Origin of the sequence: uncultured Sphingomonas sp., assembly GCF_964237155.1 — a bacterium.
Lineage (GTDB): Bacteria > Pseudomonadota > Alphaproteobacteria > Sphingomonadales > Sphingomonadaceae > Sphingomonas.
This window is the reverse complement of the sequence record NZ_CAXSHH010000020.1, coordinates 1-20,576: the sequence shown is the minus strand read 5'-3', so window position 1 is coordinate 20,576 and position 20,576 is coordinate 1. Positions and strand designations below refer to the sequence as shown.

Below are 20,576 nucleotides of genomic sequence, written 5' to 3'. Positions count from 1 at the left end.
ACCACATCGTCATCGGCACGGGCTCGGCCGGGTGCGTGCTGATCCTGGGCGGGGCGGCGCCAGCACGCGCGGCCTAGACCGCGCGCTCCCCCTCGACCTTGGCCCGGTAGATTGCCTTGAGCGCGATCTTGTCGATCTTCTCGGTGCCCAGCCGGGGAAGCGGCTCGTCGACGATCCAGATGCGCGACGGCACCTTGAACTGGGCGAGGCGCGTGCCGAGGAACGCCGCCAACGCATCGTTGTCCAGCACGATGTCCGGCCGCAGCTCGACCACCGCGCCGGGCACCTCGCCGAACCGCTCGTCGGGCAGCGCGAACACCGCCGCCTCGGCCACCGCCGCATGCTCGTACAACGCCGCCTCGACCTCCTGGCACGAGATGTTCTCGCCGCCCCGGATGATGATGTCCTTTTTCCTGTCGACGATGAACAGGTATCCGTCCTCGTCCAGATAGCCGAGGTCGCCCGAGCGGAAATACCCGTCGGCCGTGAAGGCGGCGGCGGTCGCGTCCGGGTTGTTCCAGTATTCGCGGAAGTTGGTGATCGACCGCACGCATACCTCGCCGCGCTCGCCCGCCGTCAGCGTCGCCCCGCCGTCGTCCTTGATCGCCAGGTCGATCAGCGGTTTGGACGCGCGCCCGGCCGAGGCGGGCTTGGCGAGGTAGTTGGTCCGCCAGTTGGCGGTTCCCGCGCCGTTGGTCTCGGTCAGGCCGTAACCGATCAGCGGCGCGCCGCCGCCCATCTCGTCGGCGATCCGCTTCACATGCTCGACCGGGCGCGGCGCGCCCCCCGCGGCGAAGTCGGCGACGGTCGACAGGTCGTATCTCGACCGCTCGGGGTGGTTCAATATCTCCAGGCTCATGAGCGGCACGCCGACGAAATACGTCACCTTCTCGGCCGTTATCAGCCGCATCGCCTCTTCCGCGTCCCATTTGCGCATCAGCACCAGCTTGCGCCCCATCGCGAAGGATTGAAGGAACATCGGCACCAACGAGGTGACGTGGAACAGCGGCAGGTTCAGGAGCGTCGCGGGTTGCCCCTGCGGCGAGGTCCCCTGCGCGGCGGCGATGCCCACCATCACCATCACCTGCGTCAGGTAGTTGAAGGTCGACTGCGTCACCGCGCGGTGGTCCGACAACGCACCCTTGGACTTGCCCGTGGAGCCCGAGGTGAACAGGATCGTCGCATGGTCGTCCGGCGTCAGCTCGGGCAGGATCGCGCTCTCATTCCGCGCGCTCCCTTCCCGCGCGTGCTCGCCCCGCCCCAGCACCGCCATCGCCCGCGCCAGCGGCAGGGTGTCGTCGATCGTGACCACCGGCGGCCGCAGCCCGGCGATCGCGCCGAGCCGAGCCGCGCGCGGCGGATCGGCAAGGATCAGCGCGCATTCGACGTCGCCGACCGCCGCCGCCAGCTCATGGCTCTGCCACCAGCCGTTCAGGAGCGTCGCCACGCCGCCCGCCAGCACCACGCCCATAAACGACGCGATCCAGCTCGGCGAGTTGCGCAGGGCGACGCCGACGCGGTCGCCCCTGCCGATGCCGTGCTCCGCGATCAGCGCGCGCGCGACCGCCTCCGCCTGGACGAAGACCTCGTCGAAGGTCAGCCGCTCTTCCCCCGCGACCAGGAACGTGACGCCCGCATTCGCCTCGCAATAATGCCGCATATAATGCGCGAGCGTCGGCGGCGCGGTCGCGATGAAGGGCAGCGACACGCCGCGCCGGTCGATCCGGCCGAGCGCGGCCGAACCGCCCTCGCCGGTCAGCCCGGCGATGCCCGCGTCCATCGTGCGGTCCAGTTCGGTCGGCATCCTTCTCTCCACACGGCTCTTGGGCTTGGGTTTGGCCTCCCCTACCCTTATGCAGACCCTTCGCCACGGGGGAAGTGATTTGATCGAGCTTATCGACAGTGCGACGGCGGCGATCGGGACGGGAGCCGCCGACGCCATCCGCTTCGGCGACCTCGGGCTCCGGCCCGAGGTGTTCACGATCGGCTTCTTCTCGCTCCGCTGGTACAGCCTCGCCTATATCGCGGGGATCGTGCTCGGCTGGTGGTACCTGCTGCGCCTCCTGAAGCAACCGGGCGCGCCGATGGCCCGGCGTCACGCCGACGACCTCGTCTTCTACGCGACGCTCGGCATCATCCTGGGCGGGCGGTTGGGGTACGTCCTGTTCTACGCGCCCGACATGCTCCTTAACCCCATACGCGTCCTGCGTCTGTGGGACGGCGGCATGTCCTTCCATGGCGGGGTGATCGGCACCTCGCTGGGGCTCGTCCTGTTCGCGCGGCAGCACAAGCTGAACTGGCTGCGCGTCCACGATTACGTCGCCTGCTGCGTGCCGTTCGGCCTGTTCTTCGGACGGCTGGCCAACTTCGTCAACGGCGAGCTCTGGGGCCGCCCGACGGACGCGCCCTGGGGCATCGTCTTCGACCGCACCGTCCCCTTCGGCGTGATCGAGCCCGCGCGCCACCCCAGCCAGCTCTACGAGGCGGGGCTGGAAGGCCTGGCGCTCGGCCTGCTGCTATGGTTCGCCTTCTGGCGGACCAACGCCCGCTACGAACCCGGCAAGCTCGTCGGCCTGTTCCTGCTCGGCTACGGCCTAGCGCGCTTCCTCGTCGAATTCTTCCGCGAACCCGACAACCACCTGCGCGCCTTCGCCGAGGCGACCGGACTGCATATGGGCCAGTGGCTCTGCATCCCGATGATCGCGGGCGGCGCGTACCTGATCGCCACCGCCAAGGGTCGCCGCCAACGCGTCGAGTCGATCGCCGGGACGGAAAGCGTGGCGTGACATCCTCCTGCCCTTCAAATGAGAGCTGAGCCTTGGGCTCCCCTCCCGCTTGCGGGAGGGGCTGGGGGAGGGCATGGCCCCGACGTGGAAGAGACAGGCCCTCCCCCGACCCCTCCCGCGAGCGGGAGGGGAGCAGAAGCCCGTCTCCCCGAACGCCTCGCCCGCGCGATCACGCTCGCGGGGCCGATCCCGGTCGCGCAGTTCATGGCCGCCGCCAACGCGCATTATTACGCGACCCGCGATCCCCTGGGCGTGGGGGGCGACTTCATCACCGCGCCCGAGATCAGCCAGATGTTCGGCGAGCTGATCGGGCTGTGGTGCGCCGACCTGTGGGACCGCGCCGACCGCCCCGACATTCACTGGGTCGAACTCGGCCCCGGCCGCGGCACCCTCGCCGCCGACGCGCTGCGGTCGATGTCGAAGGCGGGGCTGACCCCGTCCGTCCACCTCGTCGAGACCAGCCCCATCCTCCGGACGATGCAGGCCGATCGCATCCTCGATGCCGTCTGGCACGACTCGGTCGACACGCTCCCGACCGACCGCCCGCTCCTCGTCGTCGCCAACGAGTTCTTCGACGCGCTCCCCATCCGCCAGCTCGTCAAGCGCGGCGACGACTGGCACGAACGCTTCGTCGCGGCGCAGGATACATTGTTCCTCCCCATCGCGGGTAAGCCCGTCCCCGCCGCCATCATCCCCGAACACCTCCGCGACGCCGCCCCCGGCTCGATCATCGAGACCTGCCCCGCCGCCGTCGGGATCGTCCGCGCCCTCGCCGCCCGCATCGCCGCGCAAGGGGGGACGCTCCTCGTCATCGATTACGGTTATGACGGCCCCGCGATCGGCGACACGCTCCAGGCGGTGCGCGGCCATGCCCCCGCCAACCCATTCGAGCATCCCGGCGACCGGGACCTGACCGCCCATGTCGACTTCGCCACGCTCGCCGCCGCCGCGCAAGGAGAGGGCGTCGCGGCCTGGGAACCCGTGCCGCAGGCCGACTTCCTCGTCGCGCTCGGCATCGACACCCGCGCCGCCGCGCTCGCCCGCGCCGCGCCCGACCGGATCGACGGGATCGCCGCCGCCCGCGCCCGGCTGGTCGGCGATATGGGCCGGCTGTTCCGCGTCCTCGCGCTCACCCACCGCGACTGGCCCCGACCGGCGGGGGTCGCGTGAAGGATCATCCTCCTCCCGTCACCCCGGACTTGTTCCGGGGTCCATCGTTGTCCACACTCCCAAGTCCATGGCCGCGCGCGATGATCGATGCCGGAACAAGTCCGGCATGACGGAGAAGGATAGGGCCGATGTGATTGGCTCCCCAACTCTCCGTAATGCCGGTCCGGCCGACGCCCCCGCCCTCGCCGCGCTCGCGCGCCGCACCTTCACCGAGACCTTCGGCCACCTGTACCATCCGCGCGACCTCGCCGCCTTCCTGGCGGGCCATACGAAGGAACGCTGGGCGGCGGAGCTCGTCGATCCCGCCTATGCGATCCGGGTCGCCGAAGCGGACGGTGACCTGGTCGCCTACACCAAGCTCGGCCCGCCTTCGCTGCCGATCGAACCGCGCGGCTCGTCGATCGAGCTGCGGCAATTCTATGTGCTGGCGCCCTTTCACGGCACCGGGCTCGCGCGCGACCTCATGGCCTGGGTCCTCGCCGCAGCCCGCGCGCGCAAGGCGGCCGACCTGTACCTGTCCGTCTTCGTCGACAATCATCGCGCCCAGGCCTTCTACGCCCGGTACGGCTTCGAGCGCGTCGGCCGCTACGAGTTCGTGGTCGGGAGCCACAAGGACGAGGATCATCTGATGCGCCTCGCCCTGTGACCGTGGAGGTAATCCGCGCCCGCGCGCTCGATGGCATGCCTCACGGCTTTCTCGGCCGGCGCGGCGGTGTTTCGACGGGCGTCGTCGCGAGCCTCGACCTGGGACGACGCGGACAGGACGAGATCGGCCCCGACCTTGCCGAGAACCGCCGCCGCGTGATCGCCGCCGTCCAGCCGAATGCGGCGCTCCAGACCTTGTACCAAGTCCACTCCGCTGAAGTTGTCACGATCCGCGAGCCGCTGGCCGACCGCGCCCGCCCGCATGCCGACGCCATGGTCACCGACCGCCCCGGCCTGCTGCTCGGCGTCCTGACCGCCGACTGCGCGCCGGTCCTGTTCGCGGATGTCCAGGCGCGCGTCGTCGGCGCTGCCCACGCCGGATGGAAAGGCGCGCTCGCGGGCGTGACCGACCGCACGATCGACGCGATGGAGGCGATGGGCGCCGACCGCTCCCGCATCGCCGCCGCGATCGGCCCGTGCATCGCGCGGGTGAGCTACGAGGTCGACGACGCGTTCCGCGACCGCTTCGTCGTCGCCAACCCCACGAGCTTTCGCTTCTTTGCGGACGCCCGCCCCGGCCATTACTACTTCGACCTCGAGGGCTATGTCGCGCACCGCCTCACCCAGGCGGGCGTGACCCAGGTCGAGGCGGTCGGTCTCGACACCTATGCCGACGAGACCCGCTTTTACAGCTACCGCCGCGCGACCCATCGGAACGAGCCCGATTACGGTCGCCAGATCGCGGTGATCGGCCTGTGATTCCGGGGCTGTCCTACAAGCTTGAAGTATCGTGGCGCTCCGAGTCGCTTTTCGACATTCTTTAGCGAGGGCAATGATTTACGGTTCGTGAAGACCCCCGGACAATGCGACTTTCGCGACTTTCCACCGCATGCGCGCCCGGTGGACATGGTCGGCTCGCCATCCTACCTGCCCACGCCAAGGAGCCCTCATGACCGACATCCCCAACGAGACCGAGGCCGACATGTCCGCCGTCCCCGCCCCCACGCGGGTCAAGCCCAAGGCGGAGGTCAGCGAGATCGGCGGCCGCAAGCTCAAGGCGTCGACGCTGATGATGGGCCACGGCTACGACCCGATGCTGTCGGAGGGTTCGCTGAAACCCCCCATCTTCCTCACCTCCACCTTCGTCTTCCCCAACGCCGCGGCGGGCAAGCGGCATTTCGAGGGCGTGACCGGCAAGCGCCCCGGCGGCGCGGAAGGCCTCGTCTATTCGCGCTTCAACGGCCCGAACCAGGAGATCCTCGAGGACCGCCTGGCGGTATGGGAGGAGGCGGAGGACGCGCTTGCTTTCTCCTCGGGCATGTCCGCGATCGCGACCTTGTTCCTGGCGATGGTCAAGCCCGGCGACACGATCGTCCATTCCGGCCCGCTCTACGCCGCGACCGAGACGCTGATCGGCCGCGTGCTCGGCAAGTTCGGGGTCAAGTGGCTCGATTTTCCGGCGGGCGCGACCCGCGAGGAGATCGACGCGGTCATGACCGAGGCCGCGACCGGCAACGTCGCGCTCATCTATCTTGAATCGCCCGCCAACCCGACCAACGCGCTGGTCGATGTCGAGGCGGTCGCGGCCAGCCGCGACGCGATCTTCGAGGACGCCGCCGAGAAGCCGCCGATCGCGATCGACAACACCTTCCTGGGGCCGCTCTGGCACCAGCCGCTCAAGCATGGCGCGGACCTCGTCATCTATTCGCTGACCAAATATGCGGGCGGCCATTCGGACCTCGTCGCGGGCGGGCTGCTCGGCTCGAAGGAGCGGATCAACGTGGTGCGCTCGATGCGCAACACGATTGGCACCATCACCGACCCCAACACCGCCTGGATGCTGCTCCGCTCGTTGGAGACGCTCGAACTCCGCATGACCCGCGCGGGCGAGAACGCCGCCAAGGTCTGCGCGTATCTCCGCACCCATCCCAAGGTCGAGCGCGTCGGCTATCTCGGCTTCCTGGAGGACACCGTGGGCGATGAGCGCCAGGCCGACATCTACCGCCGCCATTGCACCGGCGGCGGCTCGACCTTCTCGCTGTACCTCAAGGGCGGCGAGCGCGAAGCGTTCGCCTTCCTCGACGCGCTCAAGATCGCCAAGCTCGCCGTGTCGCTCGGCGGCACGGAGACGCTGGCCTCGCACCCCGCCGGCATGACGCATCTCTCGGTCCCCGACGCGCGCAAGCAGGCGCTCGGCATCACCGACAATCTCGTTCGCATCTCGATCGGGGTGGAGGACGCCGACGACCTGATCGCCGATTGCGAGCAGGCGCTGGCGGCGGTCTGACCTGCTCCCCTCCCGCTTGCGGGAGGGGCTGGGGGAGGGCCTGACAGGATAACGATGCGCTCTGATCAAGCCCCTCCCCGACCCTCCCCGCAATCGGGCGGGGAGAAATACGACGCGATCGTCCTCGGCGCGGGCGGAGCGGGGCTGATGTGCGCCGCCGTCGCGGGGCAGCGGGGGCGGCGCGTGCTCGTCGTCGATCACGCCGACGCGGCCGGCAAGAAGATCCTGATCTCCGGCGGCGGCCGCTGCAACTTCACCAACCTCGGCACCGCCCCCGACCGCTACCTGTCGAACAACCCGCATTTCGCCAAGTCCGCGCTCGGCCGCTACACCGCCGCCGACTTCCTGGAGCTTGTCGAGCGTCACCGCATCGCCTGGCACGAAAAGACGCTCGGCCAGCTCTTTTGCGACGGCTCCGCCCGCCAGATCGTGGCGATGCTGCTGGACGAGTGCGACGCGGGCGACGTCACGATCCGCTTGCACTCGCCCATCCGCGACGTGACCCACGCCGACGGCCTCTTCACTGTCGCGCACGGCGACCGCGTCGCGACCGCGCCTAGGTTGGTGATCGCCACCGGCGGCCCCTCGATCCCCAAGCTCGGCGCGACCGGCTTCGCCTACGATCTCGCCCGCCGCTTCGGCCTGAAAGTCGTGGAGCCCCGCCCCGCGCTCGTCCCGCTCACCCTTTCCGGCGCCGAGGCGCTGTTCCGGGATCTGGCGGGGGTCGCCGCTCCCGTGGTCGCCCGCTGCGGCACCGCCACCTTCGCCGAAGCCGCGCTGTTCACGCATAAGGGGCTCTCGGGGCCCGCCATCCTTCAGGTCTCCTCCTATTGGCGGCACGGCGAGGAGATCGCGGTCGACTTCCTACCCGACCGGACAAGCGGGTGGCTGCTCGCCGCCAAGCGCGCGCGCCCTCGCGCGACGCTCAAATCGGTCCTGCCCCTTCCCGACCGCCTCGCGGCCGCCCTTGCCGAGCGTATCGGACTGGACGGCGAACTCAGCCGGCGCACGGACCACGCCCTCGCCGACGTGGAGCGCCGTCTAGCCGATTGGCGGCTGCGGCCGAACGGTTCCGAAGGGTTGGCGAAGGCCGAGGTGACCGTGGGCGGCATCGCCACCGACGCGCTTTCGTCCAAGACGATGGAGGCGCGCACCGTCCCCGGCCTCCACGCGATCGGCGAGGCGGTGGACGTTACTGGCTGGCTCGGCGGCTACAACTTCCAATGGGCATGGGCGAGCGGCTGGGCCGCGGCGCAGGCGCTTTAGGGTTCGTCATCGATCGAAAGGGCCGCTACTCGGTCGCGGGCACCGCCGACTTGGCCCCGGGCACTTCCGGCGTGACGGGCACCAGCTCGTACACGTCCAGCAGTGCCCCGCGTCCCGCCCGCGTCAGCGCGAGCCGCCAACGGAAGGGCGAGACCCGCTCGACCACGCCCGCCACGTCGCGCGCCGGATCGTCGGAATAACGGCCCGGCCCCGTCGTCCCCAGGAACACCTCGCGCGTGGGACCGTCCTGGTGCAGCCAGCCCTGGGGCAGGTTGCCGCCGGTCTGCTTGGTGAAGGACAGCCCGCCACCGCTCGTCTCGACATAGCAGAAGTCGGGCGGGAAGGTCGCGATCCCGGCGCGACCGCCGAACCGGACGAGGCGGCAGTGATAGGGACCGGGCGGGGGCGTCGGCAGGTCGAGCGCTACCGCGGGATCAACCAGTGGACCTTCGGCCGCGAGCGTCCGAGCCCCGCGCCTGGGGACGGCGGCCCGGGCGCGCCGCCATCTGTCCGGCAGCGCCGCCAGCCCGGCGCGGTCAGTGGGCGTGACGGTCTTCTCCCACTCCTTGAGCTCGACCGCTTCGACGATCGGCTCGACCTCCACCACGGCCAGCGGCCGGGTCGCGCACGCGCCGATGACGGGCGACGACAGGACGAGCGCGAACGCGGCGCGGCGCATGGTGGAGGACTCCCGGGCTTTGATGGTGCGGCGATGAGCGACCCGCCGCGTTAACAATCATCAAAGATCGGCGATTAACAAGAGGTAAACAGTATGTTGGAGCAGCGTTCGCGGCCGCTCAGCCATCGCCGACTCGTTCTATATCCGCGCCGACCGCCTGCAACTTTTCCTCCAAACGCTCGTACCCGCGGTCGAGATGGTAGACGCGCGACACCTGCGTCTCGCCCTCGGCTACCAGTCCGGCGAGGATGAGGCTCATCGACGCGCGCAGGTCGGTGGCCATCACCGGCGCGCCGAGGAGCCGGTCGACGCCGCGCACCACCGCCGTGCGCCCGCGCACCTGGATGTCGGCGCCCATGCGCGCGAGTTCGGGGACGTGCATGTAACGGTTCTCGAAGATCGTCTCCTCGAGCACGCTCGCGCCGGCCGCCATGCAGAGCATCGCCATGAACTGCGCCTGCATGTCGGTGGCGAAGCCGGGATACGGCGCGGTCGACAGCTCGAGCGGGCGGAGCCGTCCGTCGCTCCGGATGCGAACGCCGTCGCGCTCCTCGTCGACGCTCACGCCCGCCTGCGCGAGCGCCCCCAAGGTGGCGCGCATAGCGTCGGCATCGGCTCCCACCAGCGTCAGGTCGCCGCCCGTCATGGCGACGGCGCAGGCGTATGAGCCCGCCTCGATCCGGTCGGGCATGACGGCGTAGGTCGCGCCGTGGAGCCGGTCGACGCCTTCGATCTCCAGCCGTTCGGTGCCGACGCCTTCGATCCGCGCGCCCATCGCGATGAGGCAGCGGCATAAATCGACGATCTCGGGCTCGCGCGCGGCGTTCTCGATCACGCTGGTACCCCTGGCGGTCGCGGCGGCCATGACGACGTTCTCCGTCGCGCCGACCGACACGATGGGGAAGCGATAACGTCCGCCCGCCAGCCGCCCGCCGGGCGCGCGCGCGGCGACGTAGCCGCCTTCGGTTTCCAGCTCGGCGCCGATCGCTTCCAGCGCCCGCAGATGCAGGTCGATCGGGCGATTGCCGATCGCGCAGCCGCCCGGCAGCGAGACGCGCGCCCGGCCTTCGCGCGCGAGGGTCGGCCCGAGCACCAGGATCGACGCGCGCATCTTGCGGACGATGTCATAGGGCGCCTCGGTCGAGGTGAGCCGCCCCGCGCGGATCGTCATCACGCGGCCGAAATCCTCGGGGCGGGTCCCCTCGATCTTGGTCGACGCGCCGAGCTGGTTGAGCAAATGGCCGAAGCCATCGATGTCGGCCAGGCGCGGCAGGTTGCGAAGCACCAGCGGCTCGTCGGTCAGGAGCGCGCAGGGCATGAGCGTGAGCGCGGCGTTCTTCGCGCCGGAGATGGGCAGACGGCCTTCGAGACGGCGGCCGCCGCGGATGATGATGCGATCCATCGCAGCGCGCATGTGCGCAAACTCGTTTGCGCACAAGACGCGCGAGATCGGCCGGCGGATCACGGAGCGAGCCCGACCGACGAGTCACGCGATTTACTCGCGTGACAGATCCGGCGGGTAGGTAATGTCGCCGCGGCAAAGCCGCGTCGTCGGACGGTTCGGGCGTTGTGACGCCCGACGCCGGCCGGGCTTGCGCGTCTCGCGGCCAGCTACGCTGGTCGCGTGCGCTCTACGCCTTCTCCAGCGTACACTGCAACGGATGCTGGTTCTGGCGGGCGAAGTCCATGACCTGGCTCACCTTGGTCTCGGCGACCTCGTAAGAGAAGACGCCGCACACGCCGACGCCCTTCTGGTGGACATGAAGCATGACGCGGGTCGCGGCCTCCATGTCCATGCGGAAGAAACGCTGGAGGCAGAGCACGACGAACTCCATGGGCGTGTAGTCGTCGTTCAGCATCAGCACCCGGTAAGGCGTGGGCTGTTTGGTCTTGGAGCGGGTGCGGGTGGCGACGCCCGTGCCGGCACCGGCGTCGTCCTCATCGCCGCCGCCGTCGCGGCGTTCGGCCATTCTCACCAGGAGCGTCTGCATCGGGTGAAGATAAGGCAGCGCCCCCTTATCCGGCAAGGGGTGGTCGACACGTAAAAAGGGCGGCCATCCGTTGGGACGGCCGCCCTTCCACCTGCGCGCAAGGGCGCATGGGGTCGGTCAGGCGGCCGACTTCACCCGGTCGGCGACGACGGCGTAGCGGTTGGAGATCGGCTGGGCGACCTCGCCCGCGAACTTCATCATCGTCTCGGTCGAACGCGACATGTCGGCGACCAGCTGGTCGAGCGCGGTGCGGGCGAGCTCGCCCTGGATGCGGAGCAGCTCGGTGGGTGACTTGGCGGCGGCCAGCTGGCGGAAGGCGGCGGTCGCTCCCTCGAACCGGCTGCGGGCGAGCTCGGCGGTGTGCTGGCCCATCGCCTCCATGCCCCGAACGGCGATGCGGCCGGATTCGACCAGCGCCTCGACGTTGCCCTTGTTCAGATCGGCCATGTCCTCGACCAGCTTGGGCGCGCGTTCGATCATGCCCTTGGCTCGGTCGTTCATGTCGGCGAACACCCGCGCGCCCTTGTTCATCGTGGTCTCGGTCGTCCGGGTGATCGTCTCGGCGGTGGTGGCCATGGTAGCTTCCTTCTGGATGGGTTCCGCCGATGCCGCGGCGGTCGGATGGGGGATGCGCACCGGTTCGGGAGCGGCGGGGGCGACAAGGGCGACGGCGGCGATGTCGGCCTCGATCGGGACGACGATCGGCTCCGGGGTCGGGTCGGACCCGACGCGCGCCGGACGTCCGCGCTTGGCCGGACGCGCGGCGAGCGCGGCCGGGATCGAATCGATGATCCTCGCTTCGGTCGGGTCGATATCAGCCACGTCGCGCTCCCATATTGCGATGCGACATAGACGTATCGATCCACACGTCAAGGATGAATGTTGCAGTGCAGCATTCCCGCGACGTCATCGCTGGCGCACATACTCCCCCGGAGCCGGGCCGAGCGTCGGGAGCGCTCCCCGCCCCGGCAGTCGCGCGCCGTCCGCCAGGGTCTCGGTCGCGTCACGGTCGCGCAGCCAGCCGATCCAGTCTGGCCACCAACTGCCCTTGGTCTCGGTCGCGCCCGCCACGAAATCGTCGAGCGTGTCCACGGCCGCGTCGTTCCGCCAATATTGGTACTTGCCCGCCGCGGGCGGGTTGACGACGCCCGCTATGTGGCCCGATCCGGCGAGCACGAAGCGCACCGGGCCTCGGAACAGGCGGGTCGATCGCCAGACGCTGGCGGCGGGCGCGATGTGATCCTCGCGGCCGGCCTGGACGTAGGCGGGCGTTTCGACGCGCGTCAGGTCCAGCGGCGTACCCGCGATCGACAGCCGCCCCGGCTCGACGAGCAGATTGTCGCGGTAAAGGTCGGTCAGGTAGCTCAGGTGCCACACGGCGGGCAGGTTGGTGGTGTCGCCGTTCCAGTGGAGAAGGTCGAAGGCGGTGTAATCCCGCCCAAGCAGATAATTGTCGGCCACGTAGTTCCAGATCAGGTCGCGCCCGCGCAGCAGGTTGAACGTCAGCGCCATGTAGCGGCCGTCAAGGTAACCGTCGGGCGACAAGGAGGCGATCGACTTCAACTGGTCGTCGTCGATGAAATGCGACAGCTCGCCCGCATCCGAAAAGTCGACCTGCGCGGTGAAGAAGGTCGCGCTTGCCACCTTGTCGGCTTCGCCTTTGGCGGCGAGCACCGCCAGCGTCGCGGCCAGGGTGGTGCCCGCGACGCAATAGCCGATCGTATGCACCGACGGCGCGTCGAGCGCCGTACGCACCGTGTCGATCGCCTGTATCTGCGCGGCGACGTAATCGTCCCAGGCGATGTCCTTCATCGAGGAGTCGGCGGATTTCCACGACACCATGAATACGGTCAGGCCCTGTTCCACCGCCCAGCGGATGAAGCTCTTCTCCGGCGTCAGGTCGAGGATGTAGAAGCGGTTGATCCACGGCGGGAAGATGACGAGCGGGGTCGCAAGCACCCGGTCGGTGGTGGGTGAATATTGGATCAGCTCGAACAACGGCGTGCGCAGCACGACCTCGCCCGGCGTGACGGCGAGGTTGCGGCCGACCTCGAAGGCGGCGGGGTCGGTGTGGGTGAGCTGGCCGGCCTTCAGGTCGGCCAGCAGGTTGGCCATGCCCTTGATCAGATTGTCGCCGCCGGTCGCGATCGTGCGCTCGATCACCTGGGGGTTGGTCAGCGCGAAGTTGGACGGGCTCACCGCGTCGATGAAGCCGCGCACGGCGAAGCGGAACCGATCGCGGCGCTTGGGGTCCAGGCCCTGGACCGCGTCGACCTGCGCGAGCAGGTGGTCGGCCATCAGCTGATATCCGCGGCGAAGCTGCTCGAAGCCGGGCCGCCGCCATTCGGGCGCCTTGAACCGCTTGTCCGTGACCGGCTCGGGCGCGGGATCGGTCTTAGGGTCGAGCAGGCCCTGCCAAAGCTTCAGGCCGTCGCGCCAGAACGCGCCCGCGCGCTCCAGCGTCGCGGCGTCATTGAGGCCCGGGACGACGGGTATGCCGGGCGCGGCGGCGGCGGCGAGGCCCGCATCCAGCATCGCGCGCTGCGCCTGGCCCAGCATCTCCGTCCATCGATGGAGGTCCGCCGATCCGGTGTCGGGACGGTCGGGGGTGCGTTCGTCGGGAGTGTGGGAGGCCATGATCTCTCTCCTGCCGGTCTCGCGGAACCGGCGATTTCGACGACCTTTACACGAGATCGGCTGTTCGCTCATCCGCCTTGTAGGGATCGGGTCCACCCGAGCATTTTTCGTCGGCCCGGATTCGACCCGGGTCCCGATTCCCCGGACGGGGTGACGTCCGCGTCGGGGCGGGTTAGGCTGACGCCCGAAAGGCCCGAGCCCATGTCCAACGCTCCCGACGAGTTCTACCGCATCCGCAGGTTGCCGCCGTATGTCATCGCCGAGGTGAACGCGATGCGCGGGCGGGCGCGTGCGGGGGGCGAGGACATCATCGACCTGGGCATGGGCAATCCCGACCTGCCGCCGCCGCCGCACGTGATCGACAAGTTGGCGGAAGTGGCGAGGAAGCCGGACGCGCACGGCTATTCGGCGTCGAAGGGCATTCCGGGGCTGCGGAAGGCGCAGGCGGGATATTATGCCCGGCGGTTCGGGGTGGAGCTGGACGCCGACCAGGAGGTGGTCGTCACGCTCGGGTCGAAGGAAGGGCTCGCCACGCTGGCGCAGGCGATCATCACGCCGGGCGACGTGGTGCTGGCGCCCAACCCGTCCTACCCGATTCACACCTTTGGCTTCATCATCGCGGGCGCCACCATCCGCAGCGTGCCGACGACCCCCGACGAGGCGTATTTCGCATCGCTGGAGCGCGCGATGGCATTCACGGTCCCCAAGCCGTCGGTGCTGGTGATGGGATATCCATCGAATCCGACGGCAGAGACGGTCGACCTCGCCTTTTACGAGCGCGTGGTGGCGTTCGCGAAGGAGCACGGGCTGTGGGTGCTGAGCGACCTGGCCTATTCCGAGCTGTATTATGACGGGCGGCCGACGCCCTCGATCCTGCAGGTGCCGGGCGCGATGGACGTGGCGATCGAGTTCACGTCATTGTCCAAGACCTACTCGATGGCGGGGTGGCGGATCGGCTTCGCGGTGGGCAACCGGCGGCTGATCGCGGCGCTGACGCGGGTGAAATCATACCTCGATTACGGCGCGTTCACGCCCATCCAGGCGGCGGCGGTGGCGGCGATCAACGGACCGCAGGACATCGTCGCGACCAACCGCGAGCTGTACCGGTCGCGGCGCGACGTGCTGGTCGAGAGTTTCGGGCGCGCGGGGTGGGACATCCCCTCCCCCGCCGCCTCCATGTTCGCCTGGGCCCCTTTGCCGCCCGCGCTCCGGCATCTGGGGTCGCTCGAATTCTCGAAGCAGCTCCTGACCCACGCCCACGTCGCGGTCGCGCCGGGTGTCGGTTACGGCGAGAATGGCGAAGGGTTCGTGCGCATCGCCATGGTCGAGAACGAGCAGCGCCTACGCCAGGCGGCGCGGAACGTGAAACGCTACCTCACGAGCATGGGCGTGAACACGCCCGCGCGGGGAGCGGGGTAGGGATACCCCGCCCGGCGGGTCACGCCCGGGCGACCGAGAAGCGGACCTGGCGGCGCAGCGTCGAGCCGATCAGGCCGACACCGAGGATCATCATGGCCCAGGTCGAAGGTTCGGGCACGGCGGCACCGAACAGCGACGAGAACTCGGCCGCGCTCAGGCGAACGCTGTAGATCTGGGTGGGGATGAGCGACTGGCCGACCGGGCAACCGGAGCCGAGCGCCACCTGCGACGTCGTCCCGCCCACGCCCGAGGTACATACGTCGAACTGGGTGCCCGCGCCGTTCTGCGTCACCGAATAATCGTTGTCGGTCGCGAGCAGCAACGCCACGCCGCCGTCGGCCAGGCGTGGGCCGAAAGCGAAGCCCTCGATCTTTTCGGGCACCGTGATCCCCATCGCGCGGAGCGCCGCCGCGATGTCGAGGAAGGGCGACGCGTTCTTGGCGGCCGCGACGACGTCCGCGGGCAAGGCGTTCGTCCCCGCGAGGCTGATCCCCGACACGTCGGTCGCGCGCGAGAGGTCGATCTGGTAGAGGCGCTTGGACGCGACTTCGATCGCCGCGACGGGGTCGTCGACGCCGAGTCCCCGATTGTCGCGCTCGAGGACAAGGAAGCGGCCGTCGCCGAGCGCCTGGATCGCGGACACGCCGATATTGCGCCCTTGCGCGTTGGTCCCGAAATCCTGCGTGGTGCGGTCGTTGATGTCGGACAGGTTCTCGAGCTGGTAGATGAACTGGCCGGTCGATAGGCCGGTCTCGACGTCGTAGGCGACGATGCGGACGTTGCGGCTGAACCGGCCGTCGGCGGTCCCATTGGCGGGGTTCACGCCCTCGTTCACCAGCGGATCCTGGAGGACGGCGTAGGCGGTCCTGCCGTCGGGGGTGACGGTCAGCCCCTCGAAGCCGCGATTGTCCTGCCGGCCGGAAGTGATCGTCGGCCGCCCGTCGGTATAGTTGAGCGTCCCGGTCGCCTCGCGCGGCTGGAGGTTGGCGGGGGTGGCGAACGAGCGGACGAACCGGCCGTCGGCCGTGAACTCGATCACGGACGGACCATACTCGTCGGCCACGAGGAAATTGCCATTGGGCAACCGCGCCAACCCCTCGGGATCGAGCGAGCCGCCCAGCGTGGCGGCGCTCCCGCTGAGCAGGCGCGGGTTCAGCCCGTTATAGGTCGACCCGTCGGCTTGCGTGAACAGCGTGGTCCCGCGAAGCGAGAAGTTGGAGGCGGCCCCGGTGACGAGGTCGAAATCGACGCCGAAGGTCTGGATGCGCGGCGCATAGGGAAGGACGCCGCCGCCCGGGCCACGATCGCTGAGCCCGTAGAACTGGTTCCGCGCCGCGTCGTAGACGAGGTCCGACCCGAAGCCGCCCAGCCGGTTCTGTCCGGCCCCGAACAACCCGGACAGGTCGGTCCCGTTGGGCACCGTGATCGTGGAGACCACCTGCGCCGCGCCCGCGGGGACGGCCGCTCCCGCGATCAGCAACGACGTGAGGACGTGACGGCGCATGTGGTTTCCCCTTCGATGATGAACGCATCTTAACCACTCGTCCGTGACGATCCGGTGACGCCGGTATTACGGGTTGGAGACGGGGCGAGGCGAGGTGGCGGCGAGACGGGTCGAGGAGACGCGGACATGACCGCTGTGTTAGTGGCTCCAATCATTGAATACGATTTTCAGGGCGAAAATGAATAGGGACTTCTGGAACAGCGGCGCTGCGGTGATGCGCCTGCGCGACGGCGCGATGCTTGCCATCGGCAGGCTTGACGAGACGGTGGCGTTATTTCTAGCCCTTCCCGCCCGCGAACGCGAGGACGCCGCGCTGATTGGCGATGCCATCGGCGATCCGCTCGGAACGGACGCGGTGCGCGCCTTGGGCGGACGAGAGGATTTTCCCGTCCTCTGCTAAGCCCGGCCCCCTAGGGCGAGCCGCATCCCGAGCGGGTCGATGCGGGGCGTAGCGGGCGGTGAGCTACTCGCCGTTCCTTCCCGCCGCGACGTCGCCCGCGAGTTTACGAAGTTCGAACGACGCGTTTCGCTGACCTCGCTCATCAGTCAGCTTCGCGGCCCATTGCAGCTCGTCGGCCACCGCGTGCACGGCGTGATCGTCGATCGCGCCGGACTTTCGCAGGCCGTTGACGATAGCGGCGATCGCGAGACGTTCGTGTAACTGCATGGCGCAACCCCGGCGATCGCATCCTGGACGGGCAATCTCGTCGTGATGCGTAAATTGGATGTATATCAAAAAATCTTACATAGGTTAACACTTTCACCAAGGCGGAGCTCGTTGAACCAGGAAGAAAATCTGTGTTTTCGGCATGGATGACGAACGGCACGACGTATCAACGGTGTCGCATTCGTTCGGGTCGAGTTGACGTACGCTAGGCGGCCGCGCGCTGTTCCGCCCGACCGACCTCGTCCGGCAACGCCCAGATGAGATCGTGCTTGCCGAGCGCGCGGCCGTCATGGGACAGCACCGCGACCTCCTGGATCGGCAGCCGGTCGCGTTCGTCGACCAGCACGGGGAACGCGGGCTCGTTCGTCTCCCACCGCTCGCCCCACTGCCGGAGCGCGATCATGGTGGGAAGGAGCGCGAACCCCTTCTCCGTCAGGCGGTACTCAACCTTGCGGCGGTCGTCCGGGCATGGCTCGCGGCCGAGGATGCCGTGCCGGACCAGGCGGCCGAGCCGGTCGGCGAGGATGTTGCGGGCTATGCCGAGTTCGGTGAGGAACTCCTCGAAATGATGGAAACCGTTGAACGAGGCGCGCAGGATCAAGAACGACCAGCGCTCGCCCACCGCTTCCAGAGCGGCGGGGAGGCTGCATTCCGACAGCTTCTCGCGCAGCTTGGCCATCGAACATCCTCTCTTTGTCAGCGGGTTGTACCCCAGCCTGCCTTGTCACGCCATCAAGATATAGGTTTTCGGTTGCAACTCGAAATGTGAACAGGTAGGTATTGATTCGCAACTCGATTGCAAAGGAGCCGCATCATGAACCGCTTGTCCATCCTCGCCGCCTCCATCGCCGCCACGTTGACGTTGGTCGTCGGTGCCACCGATGCCCGTGCCCAGGGTGCGTACTACATCGCCGTGCCCGAGGGGCGGACCGGCAAGGCGAGCTTGATCACCCGCTCGACGCCGTGGACGCTGCGCGGCGATGCCTATGTCGCCAACCGCGCGCCCGAGCGCGAGATCGTGCTATGCCAACTGCTCGCGCGCAACATCGGCAAACTGCGGAGCTTCTCGGCCGGCGGCATGTCGCTGGGCGACGCGGCGCTGGAGAAGTGCAACGCCCGCGCCAAGGCGGTGCCGGGCGCGGCGGTGGCGGCTCGCTGATCGTAACAAACCGTTGCAATGCATCGACACGCGGCCCCAAGTGGTCCGCGTGTTGAGACAATATGAACTCGTGGACCGGGTCCTGGACTATGACCCGCAAGCCGACGAGGCGCTGTTGAACCGCGCCTACGTTTTCTCGATGAAGGCGCATGGGTCGCAGAAGCGCGCATCGGGCGATCCGTATTTCAGCCATCCGATCGAGGTGGCGGGCATCCTGACCGACCTGCATCTCGACGACGAGACGATCGCCACCGCGATCCTCCACGACACGATCGAGGACACGCTCGCCACCCCCGAGGAGATCGCGCGGCTGTTCGGCCCGTCGGTCGCCCGCCTGGTCGACGGCGTGACCAAGCTGTCCAAGATCGAGGCGCAGACCGAGAACGAGCGCGCGGCGGAGAACCTGCGCAAGTTCCTGCTCGCCATGTCGGACGACATCCGCGTGCTGCTGGTGAAGCTGGCCGACCGGCTGCACAACATGCGCACGCTCCACCATATCGCCAAACCGGAGAAGCGGCGGCGGATCGCGCGCGAGACGATGGACATCTATGCGCCGCTCGCCGAGCGGATCGGCATGTACGAGTTCATGAAGGAGATGCAGACCCTCGCCTTCGAGCAGCTGGAACCGGAGGCATCGCAGTCCGTCGGGCGACGGCTGGAGCAGCTGAAGGAGGGCGGCGGCGACCGCATCGCGAAGATCGCGTCGGGGCTGAAGCTGGTGCTCGGGCGCGCCGGGATCGAGGCGGAGGTGTCCGGGCGGGAAAAGCATCCTTTCTCCATCTGGCGCAAGATGGCCGAACGGCACATCAGCTTCGAGCAACTGTCCGACGTGATGGCGTTCCGCGCGATCGTGCCAACCGTCGAGGACTGCTACCGCGCGCTGGGTCTTATTCACCGGCGCTGGCCGATGGTGCCGGGGCGGTTCAAGGATTACGTCTCGACGCCGAAGCGCAACGGCTACCGATCGCTTCACACGACGGTGATCCACGCCGAGAACGCGCGGATCGAGGTGCAGATCAGGACGCCGGAGATGCACGCCGAGGCCGAATATGGCTTGGCGGCGCATTGGGCCTACAAGACCGATGGCGGGAACGACGGCAAGGTCCGGGCCGACGCGAACCACAGCTGGATCCGCGATCTCGTCGAGATCCTCGATACGGCGGGGTCTCCTGAGGAGCTGCTGGAACACACGCGCATGGCGATGTACGCCGACCGCATCTTCGCCTTCACCCCACGCGGCGAGTTGATCCAGTTGCCCAAGGGCGCGACGCCGATCGACTTCGCCTACGCGGTCCACACCGACCTGGGCGACCAGGCGGTCGGCGCGAAGGTCAACGGACGCGTGATGTCGCTAAAGACGGTGATCGAGAATGGCGACCAGGTGCAGATACTGCGGTCGAAGGCGCAGGTGCCACAGGCGGCGTGGCTGAACATCGCGACCACGGGCAAGGCGCTGGCCGCGATCCGCCGCCACCTGCGCCATGCCGAGCGCGACGAGGGCGTGAAGCTCGGGCGCAAGATCTACGACGACATCGTCCGCCGCCTGCCTTTGCCGATCGGGGCGGACGCGCTGCCTCAGGCGCTCAAGCGCCTGAAGCTCCCCGACGAGGCGGCGTTGATGCACGCGGTCGCGCGTCGACTGCTGACCGACGCGACGGTGATGGAGGCGCTGATGCCGGGATCGGCGGGCGCAGACGCCGGGGTGGCGGGTCGCCAGGCGGGAGCGATCTCGATCAAGGGGCTGACGCCGGGGGTCGCGTTCGATCTGGGCGAATGCTGCCGCGCGGTGCCGGGCGATCGCATCGTCGGCCTCCGGCGGCCGGATGCGGGGATCGAGGTCCACCGCATCGACTGCGCGGTGCTGGGCGAACTGGCCGAGCGCGCCGAGGGCGAGACCGACTGGGTCGACGTGTCCTGGGGCGACAAGGCCGACGGGGGCGTCGCGCGCATCCAGGTGGAGGTCAAGAACGAGCCGGGCGCGCTCGGCATGCTCGCCACCATCATGGGGCGGCACGGGGCGAACATCATCAACCTGCGCCTCGACGCGCGCGACGCGCTGTACCACACCAACACGATCGACGTGGAGGTCCACGACCTCCACCAGCTGATGCGCCTCCTCGCCGCGCTTCGCGCGGCGGAGGCGGTGCACGCGGCGGAGCGGGTTTAGCGCGGGCTCACCAGAGGCGGCGGACGCCGGCTTGATCGAACGGCCTCTCGTTCGACACGAGCGTCAGATCATCGACGAGCGCTTGAGCGACGAGCAGACGGTCGAACGGATCTTTGTGTTCCCAGTCCAAGGCACCGGCCGCCAAGGTGTAGCGCGACGATCTGGATGAGAAGCGAGCGGCGATCAGGATGAGAGCTGA

General features: G+C 68.7%; 18 protein-coding genes and 3 pseudogenes. 10 read left to right on the top strand and 11 right to left on the bottom strand.

All coding sequences use genetic code 11. The features are described 5' to 3' along the window. Positions 1 to 73 precede the first annotated feature (73 nt). Positions 74 to 1,804, bottom strand: coding sequence for a class I adenylate-forming enzyme family protein (locus ACFE71_RS06705; protein WP_375428030.1), 1,731 nt, complete (start codon positions 1,802 to 1,804; stop codon positions 74 to 76). A gap of 49 nt (positions 1,805 to 1,853) precedes the next feature. Between ACFE71_RS06705 and lgt the strand changes: the two genes are divergently transcribed. The 6 genes from lgt (at position 1,854) to ACFE71_RS06675 (ending at position 8,154) form a co-directional block, all read left to right on the top strand. Then, on the top strand, positions 1,854 to 2,786 hold the full coding sequence (lgt, locus tag ACFE71_RS06700) for a prolipoprotein diacylglyceryl transferase (protein ID WP_375428029.1): 933 nt from the start codon (positions 1,854 to 1,856) through the stop codon (positions 2,784 to 2,786). 204 nt (positions 2,787 to 2,990) lie between these two features. Next, complete coding sequence (locus ACFE71_RS06695; RefSeq protein WP_375428059.1) at positions 2,991 to 3,956, top strand: class I SAM-dependent methyltransferase; 966 nt, start codon at positions 2,991 to 2,993, stop codon at positions 3,954 to 3,956. A 67-nt stretch (positions 3,957 to 4,023) separates the two neighbouring features. Then, positions 4,024 to 4,602 carry a GNAT family N-acetyltransferase gene (locus tag ACFE71_RS06690; protein WP_375428028.1) on the top strand — a complete coding sequence of 193 codons (579 nt, stop codon included), beginning with the start codon at positions 4,024 to 4,026 and terminating at the stop codon, positions 4,600 to 4,602. Positions 4,603 to 4,637: 35 nt separating this feature from the next. Next, on the top strand, positions 4,638 to 5,360 hold the full coding sequence (gene pgeF / locus ACFE71_RS06685; RefSeq protein WP_375428058.1) for a peptidoglycan editing factor PgeF: 723 nt from the start codon (positions 4,638 to 4,640) through the stop codon (positions 5,358 to 5,360). A gap of 190 nt (positions 5,361 to 5,550) precedes the next feature. After that, positions 5,551 to 6,888, top strand: coding sequence for a cystathionine gamma-synthase family protein (locus tag ACFE71_RS06680; RefSeq protein ID WP_375428027.1), 1,338 nt, complete (start codon positions 5,551 to 5,553; stop codon positions 6,886 to 6,888). Positions 6,889 to 6,942: 54 nt separating this feature from the next. Continuing rightward, a complete protein-coding gene (locus ACFE71_RS06675) occupies positions 6,943 to 8,154 on the top strand; it encodes an NAD(P)/FAD-dependent oxidoreductase (protein ID WP_375428026.1) in 1,212 nt (403 codons plus the stop codon). A 25-nt stretch (positions 8,155 to 8,179) separates the two neighbouring features. Here the strand turns inward: ACFE71_RS06675 and ACFE71_RS06670 are convergent, their stop codons facing one another. The 5 genes from ACFE71_RS06670 to ACFE71_RS06650 all read right to left on the bottom strand — a co-directional run bounded on the left by ACFE71_RS06670 (position 8,180) and on the right by ACFE71_RS06650 (position 13,461). Continuing rightward, positions 8,180 to 8,833: a DUF4893 domain-containing protein gene (locus ACFE71_RS06670; RefSeq protein ID WP_375428025.1), complete on the bottom strand. Its 654-nt coding sequence runs from the start codon at positions 8,831 to 8,833 to the stop codon at positions 8,180 to 8,182. A 118-nt stretch (positions 8,834 to 8,951) separates the two neighbouring features. Next, entirely contained in the window at positions 8,952 to 10,235 is a 1,284-nt protein-coding gene (gene murA / locus ACFE71_RS06665) for a UDP-N-acetylglucosamine 1-carboxyvinyltransferase (protein ID WP_375428024.1), read from the bottom strand. Between the two features lie 229 nt (positions 10,236 to 10,464). After that, positions 10,465 to 10,803: an ATP-dependent Clp protease adapter ClpS gene (gene clpS, locus ACFE71_RS06660; protein ID WP_375428057.1), complete on the bottom strand. Its 339-nt coding sequence runs from the start codon at positions 10,801 to 10,803 to the stop codon at positions 10,465 to 10,467. A gap of 138 nt (positions 10,804 to 10,941) precedes the next feature. Next, the gene (locus ACFE71_RS06655) at positions 10,942 to 11,646 is read right to left on the bottom strand and encodes a phasin family protein (RefSeq protein WP_375428023.1); all 705 of its coding nucleotides are present in this window, start codon (positions 11,644 to 11,646) and stop codon (positions 10,942 to 10,944) included. Positions 11,647 to 11,730: 84 nt separating this feature from the next. Continuing rightward, positions 11,731 to 13,461 carry a PHA/PHB synthase family protein gene (locus tag ACFE71_RS06650; RefSeq protein WP_375428022.1) on the bottom strand — a complete coding sequence of 577 codons (1,731 nt, stop codon included), beginning with the start codon at positions 13,459 to 13,461 and terminating at the stop codon, positions 11,731 to 11,733. Positions 13,462 to 13,662: 201 nt separating this feature from the next. Between ACFE71_RS06650 and ACFE71_RS06645 the strand changes: the two genes are divergently transcribed. Continuing rightward, positions 13,663 to 14,880: an LL-diaminopimelate aminotransferase gene (locus ACFE71_RS06645; protein ID WP_375428021.1), complete on the top strand. Its 1,218-nt coding sequence runs from the start codon at positions 13,663 to 13,665 to the stop codon at positions 14,878 to 14,880. A gap of 19 nt (positions 14,881 to 14,899) precedes the next feature. Here the strand turns inward: ACFE71_RS06645 and ACFE71_RS06640 are convergent. After that, positions 14,900 to 15,004: pseudogene (locus tag ACFE71_RS06640) on the bottom strand (PEPxxWA-CTERM sorting domain-containing protein); the annotation flags it as partial. 183 nt (positions 15,005 to 15,187) lie between these two features. Continuing rightward, positions 15,188 to 16,384: pseudogene (locus tag ACFE71_RS06635) on the bottom strand (esterase-like activity of phytase family protein); the annotation flags it as partial. Between the two features lie 154 nt (positions 16,385 to 16,538). Here ACFE71_RS06635 and ACFE71_RS06630 point away from each other — a divergent pair. After that, positions 16,539 to 16,784: a hypothetical protein gene (locus ACFE71_RS06630; protein ID WP_375428020.1), complete on the top strand. Its 246-nt coding sequence runs from the start codon at positions 16,539 to 16,541 to the stop codon at positions 16,782 to 16,784. Positions 16,785 to 16,847: 63 nt separating this feature from the next. Here the strand turns inward: ACFE71_RS06630 and ACFE71_RS06625 are convergent, their stop codons facing one another. Next, on the bottom strand, positions 16,848 to 17,120 hold the full coding sequence (locus ACFE71_RS06625) for a hypothetical protein (RefSeq protein ID WP_375428019.1): 273 nt from the start codon (positions 17,118 to 17,120) through the stop codon (positions 16,848 to 16,850). A 136-nt stretch (positions 17,121 to 17,256) separates the two neighbouring features. Further along, positions 17,257 to 17,730, bottom strand: a complete 474-nt coding sequence (locus ACFE71_RS06620; RefSeq protein ID WP_375428018.1) for a winged helix-turn-helix transcriptional regulator — start codon at positions 17,728 to 17,730, stop codon at positions 17,257 to 17,259. Positions 17,731 to 17,865: 135 nt separating this feature from the next. Here ACFE71_RS06620 and ACFE71_RS06615 point away from each other — a divergent pair, with 135 nt between their 5' ends. Beyond that, the gene (locus tag ACFE71_RS06615) at positions 17,866 to 18,210 is read left to right on the top strand and encodes a hypothetical protein (protein ID WP_375428017.1); all 345 of its coding nucleotides are present in this window, start codon (positions 17,866 to 17,868) and stop codon (positions 18,208 to 18,210) included. Between the two features lie 49 nt (positions 18,211 to 18,259). Beyond that, entirely contained in the window at positions 18,260 to 20,377 is a 2,118-nt protein-coding gene (locus ACFE71_RS06610) for a RelA/SpoT family protein (RefSeq protein WP_375428056.1), read from the top strand. 7 nt (positions 20,378 to 20,384) lie between these two features. Here ACFE71_RS06610 and ACFE71_RS06605 read toward each other — a convergent pair. Next, a pseudogene (locus ACFE71_RS06605) lies at positions 20,385 to 20,576 on the bottom strand (hypothetical protein); the annotation flags it as partial.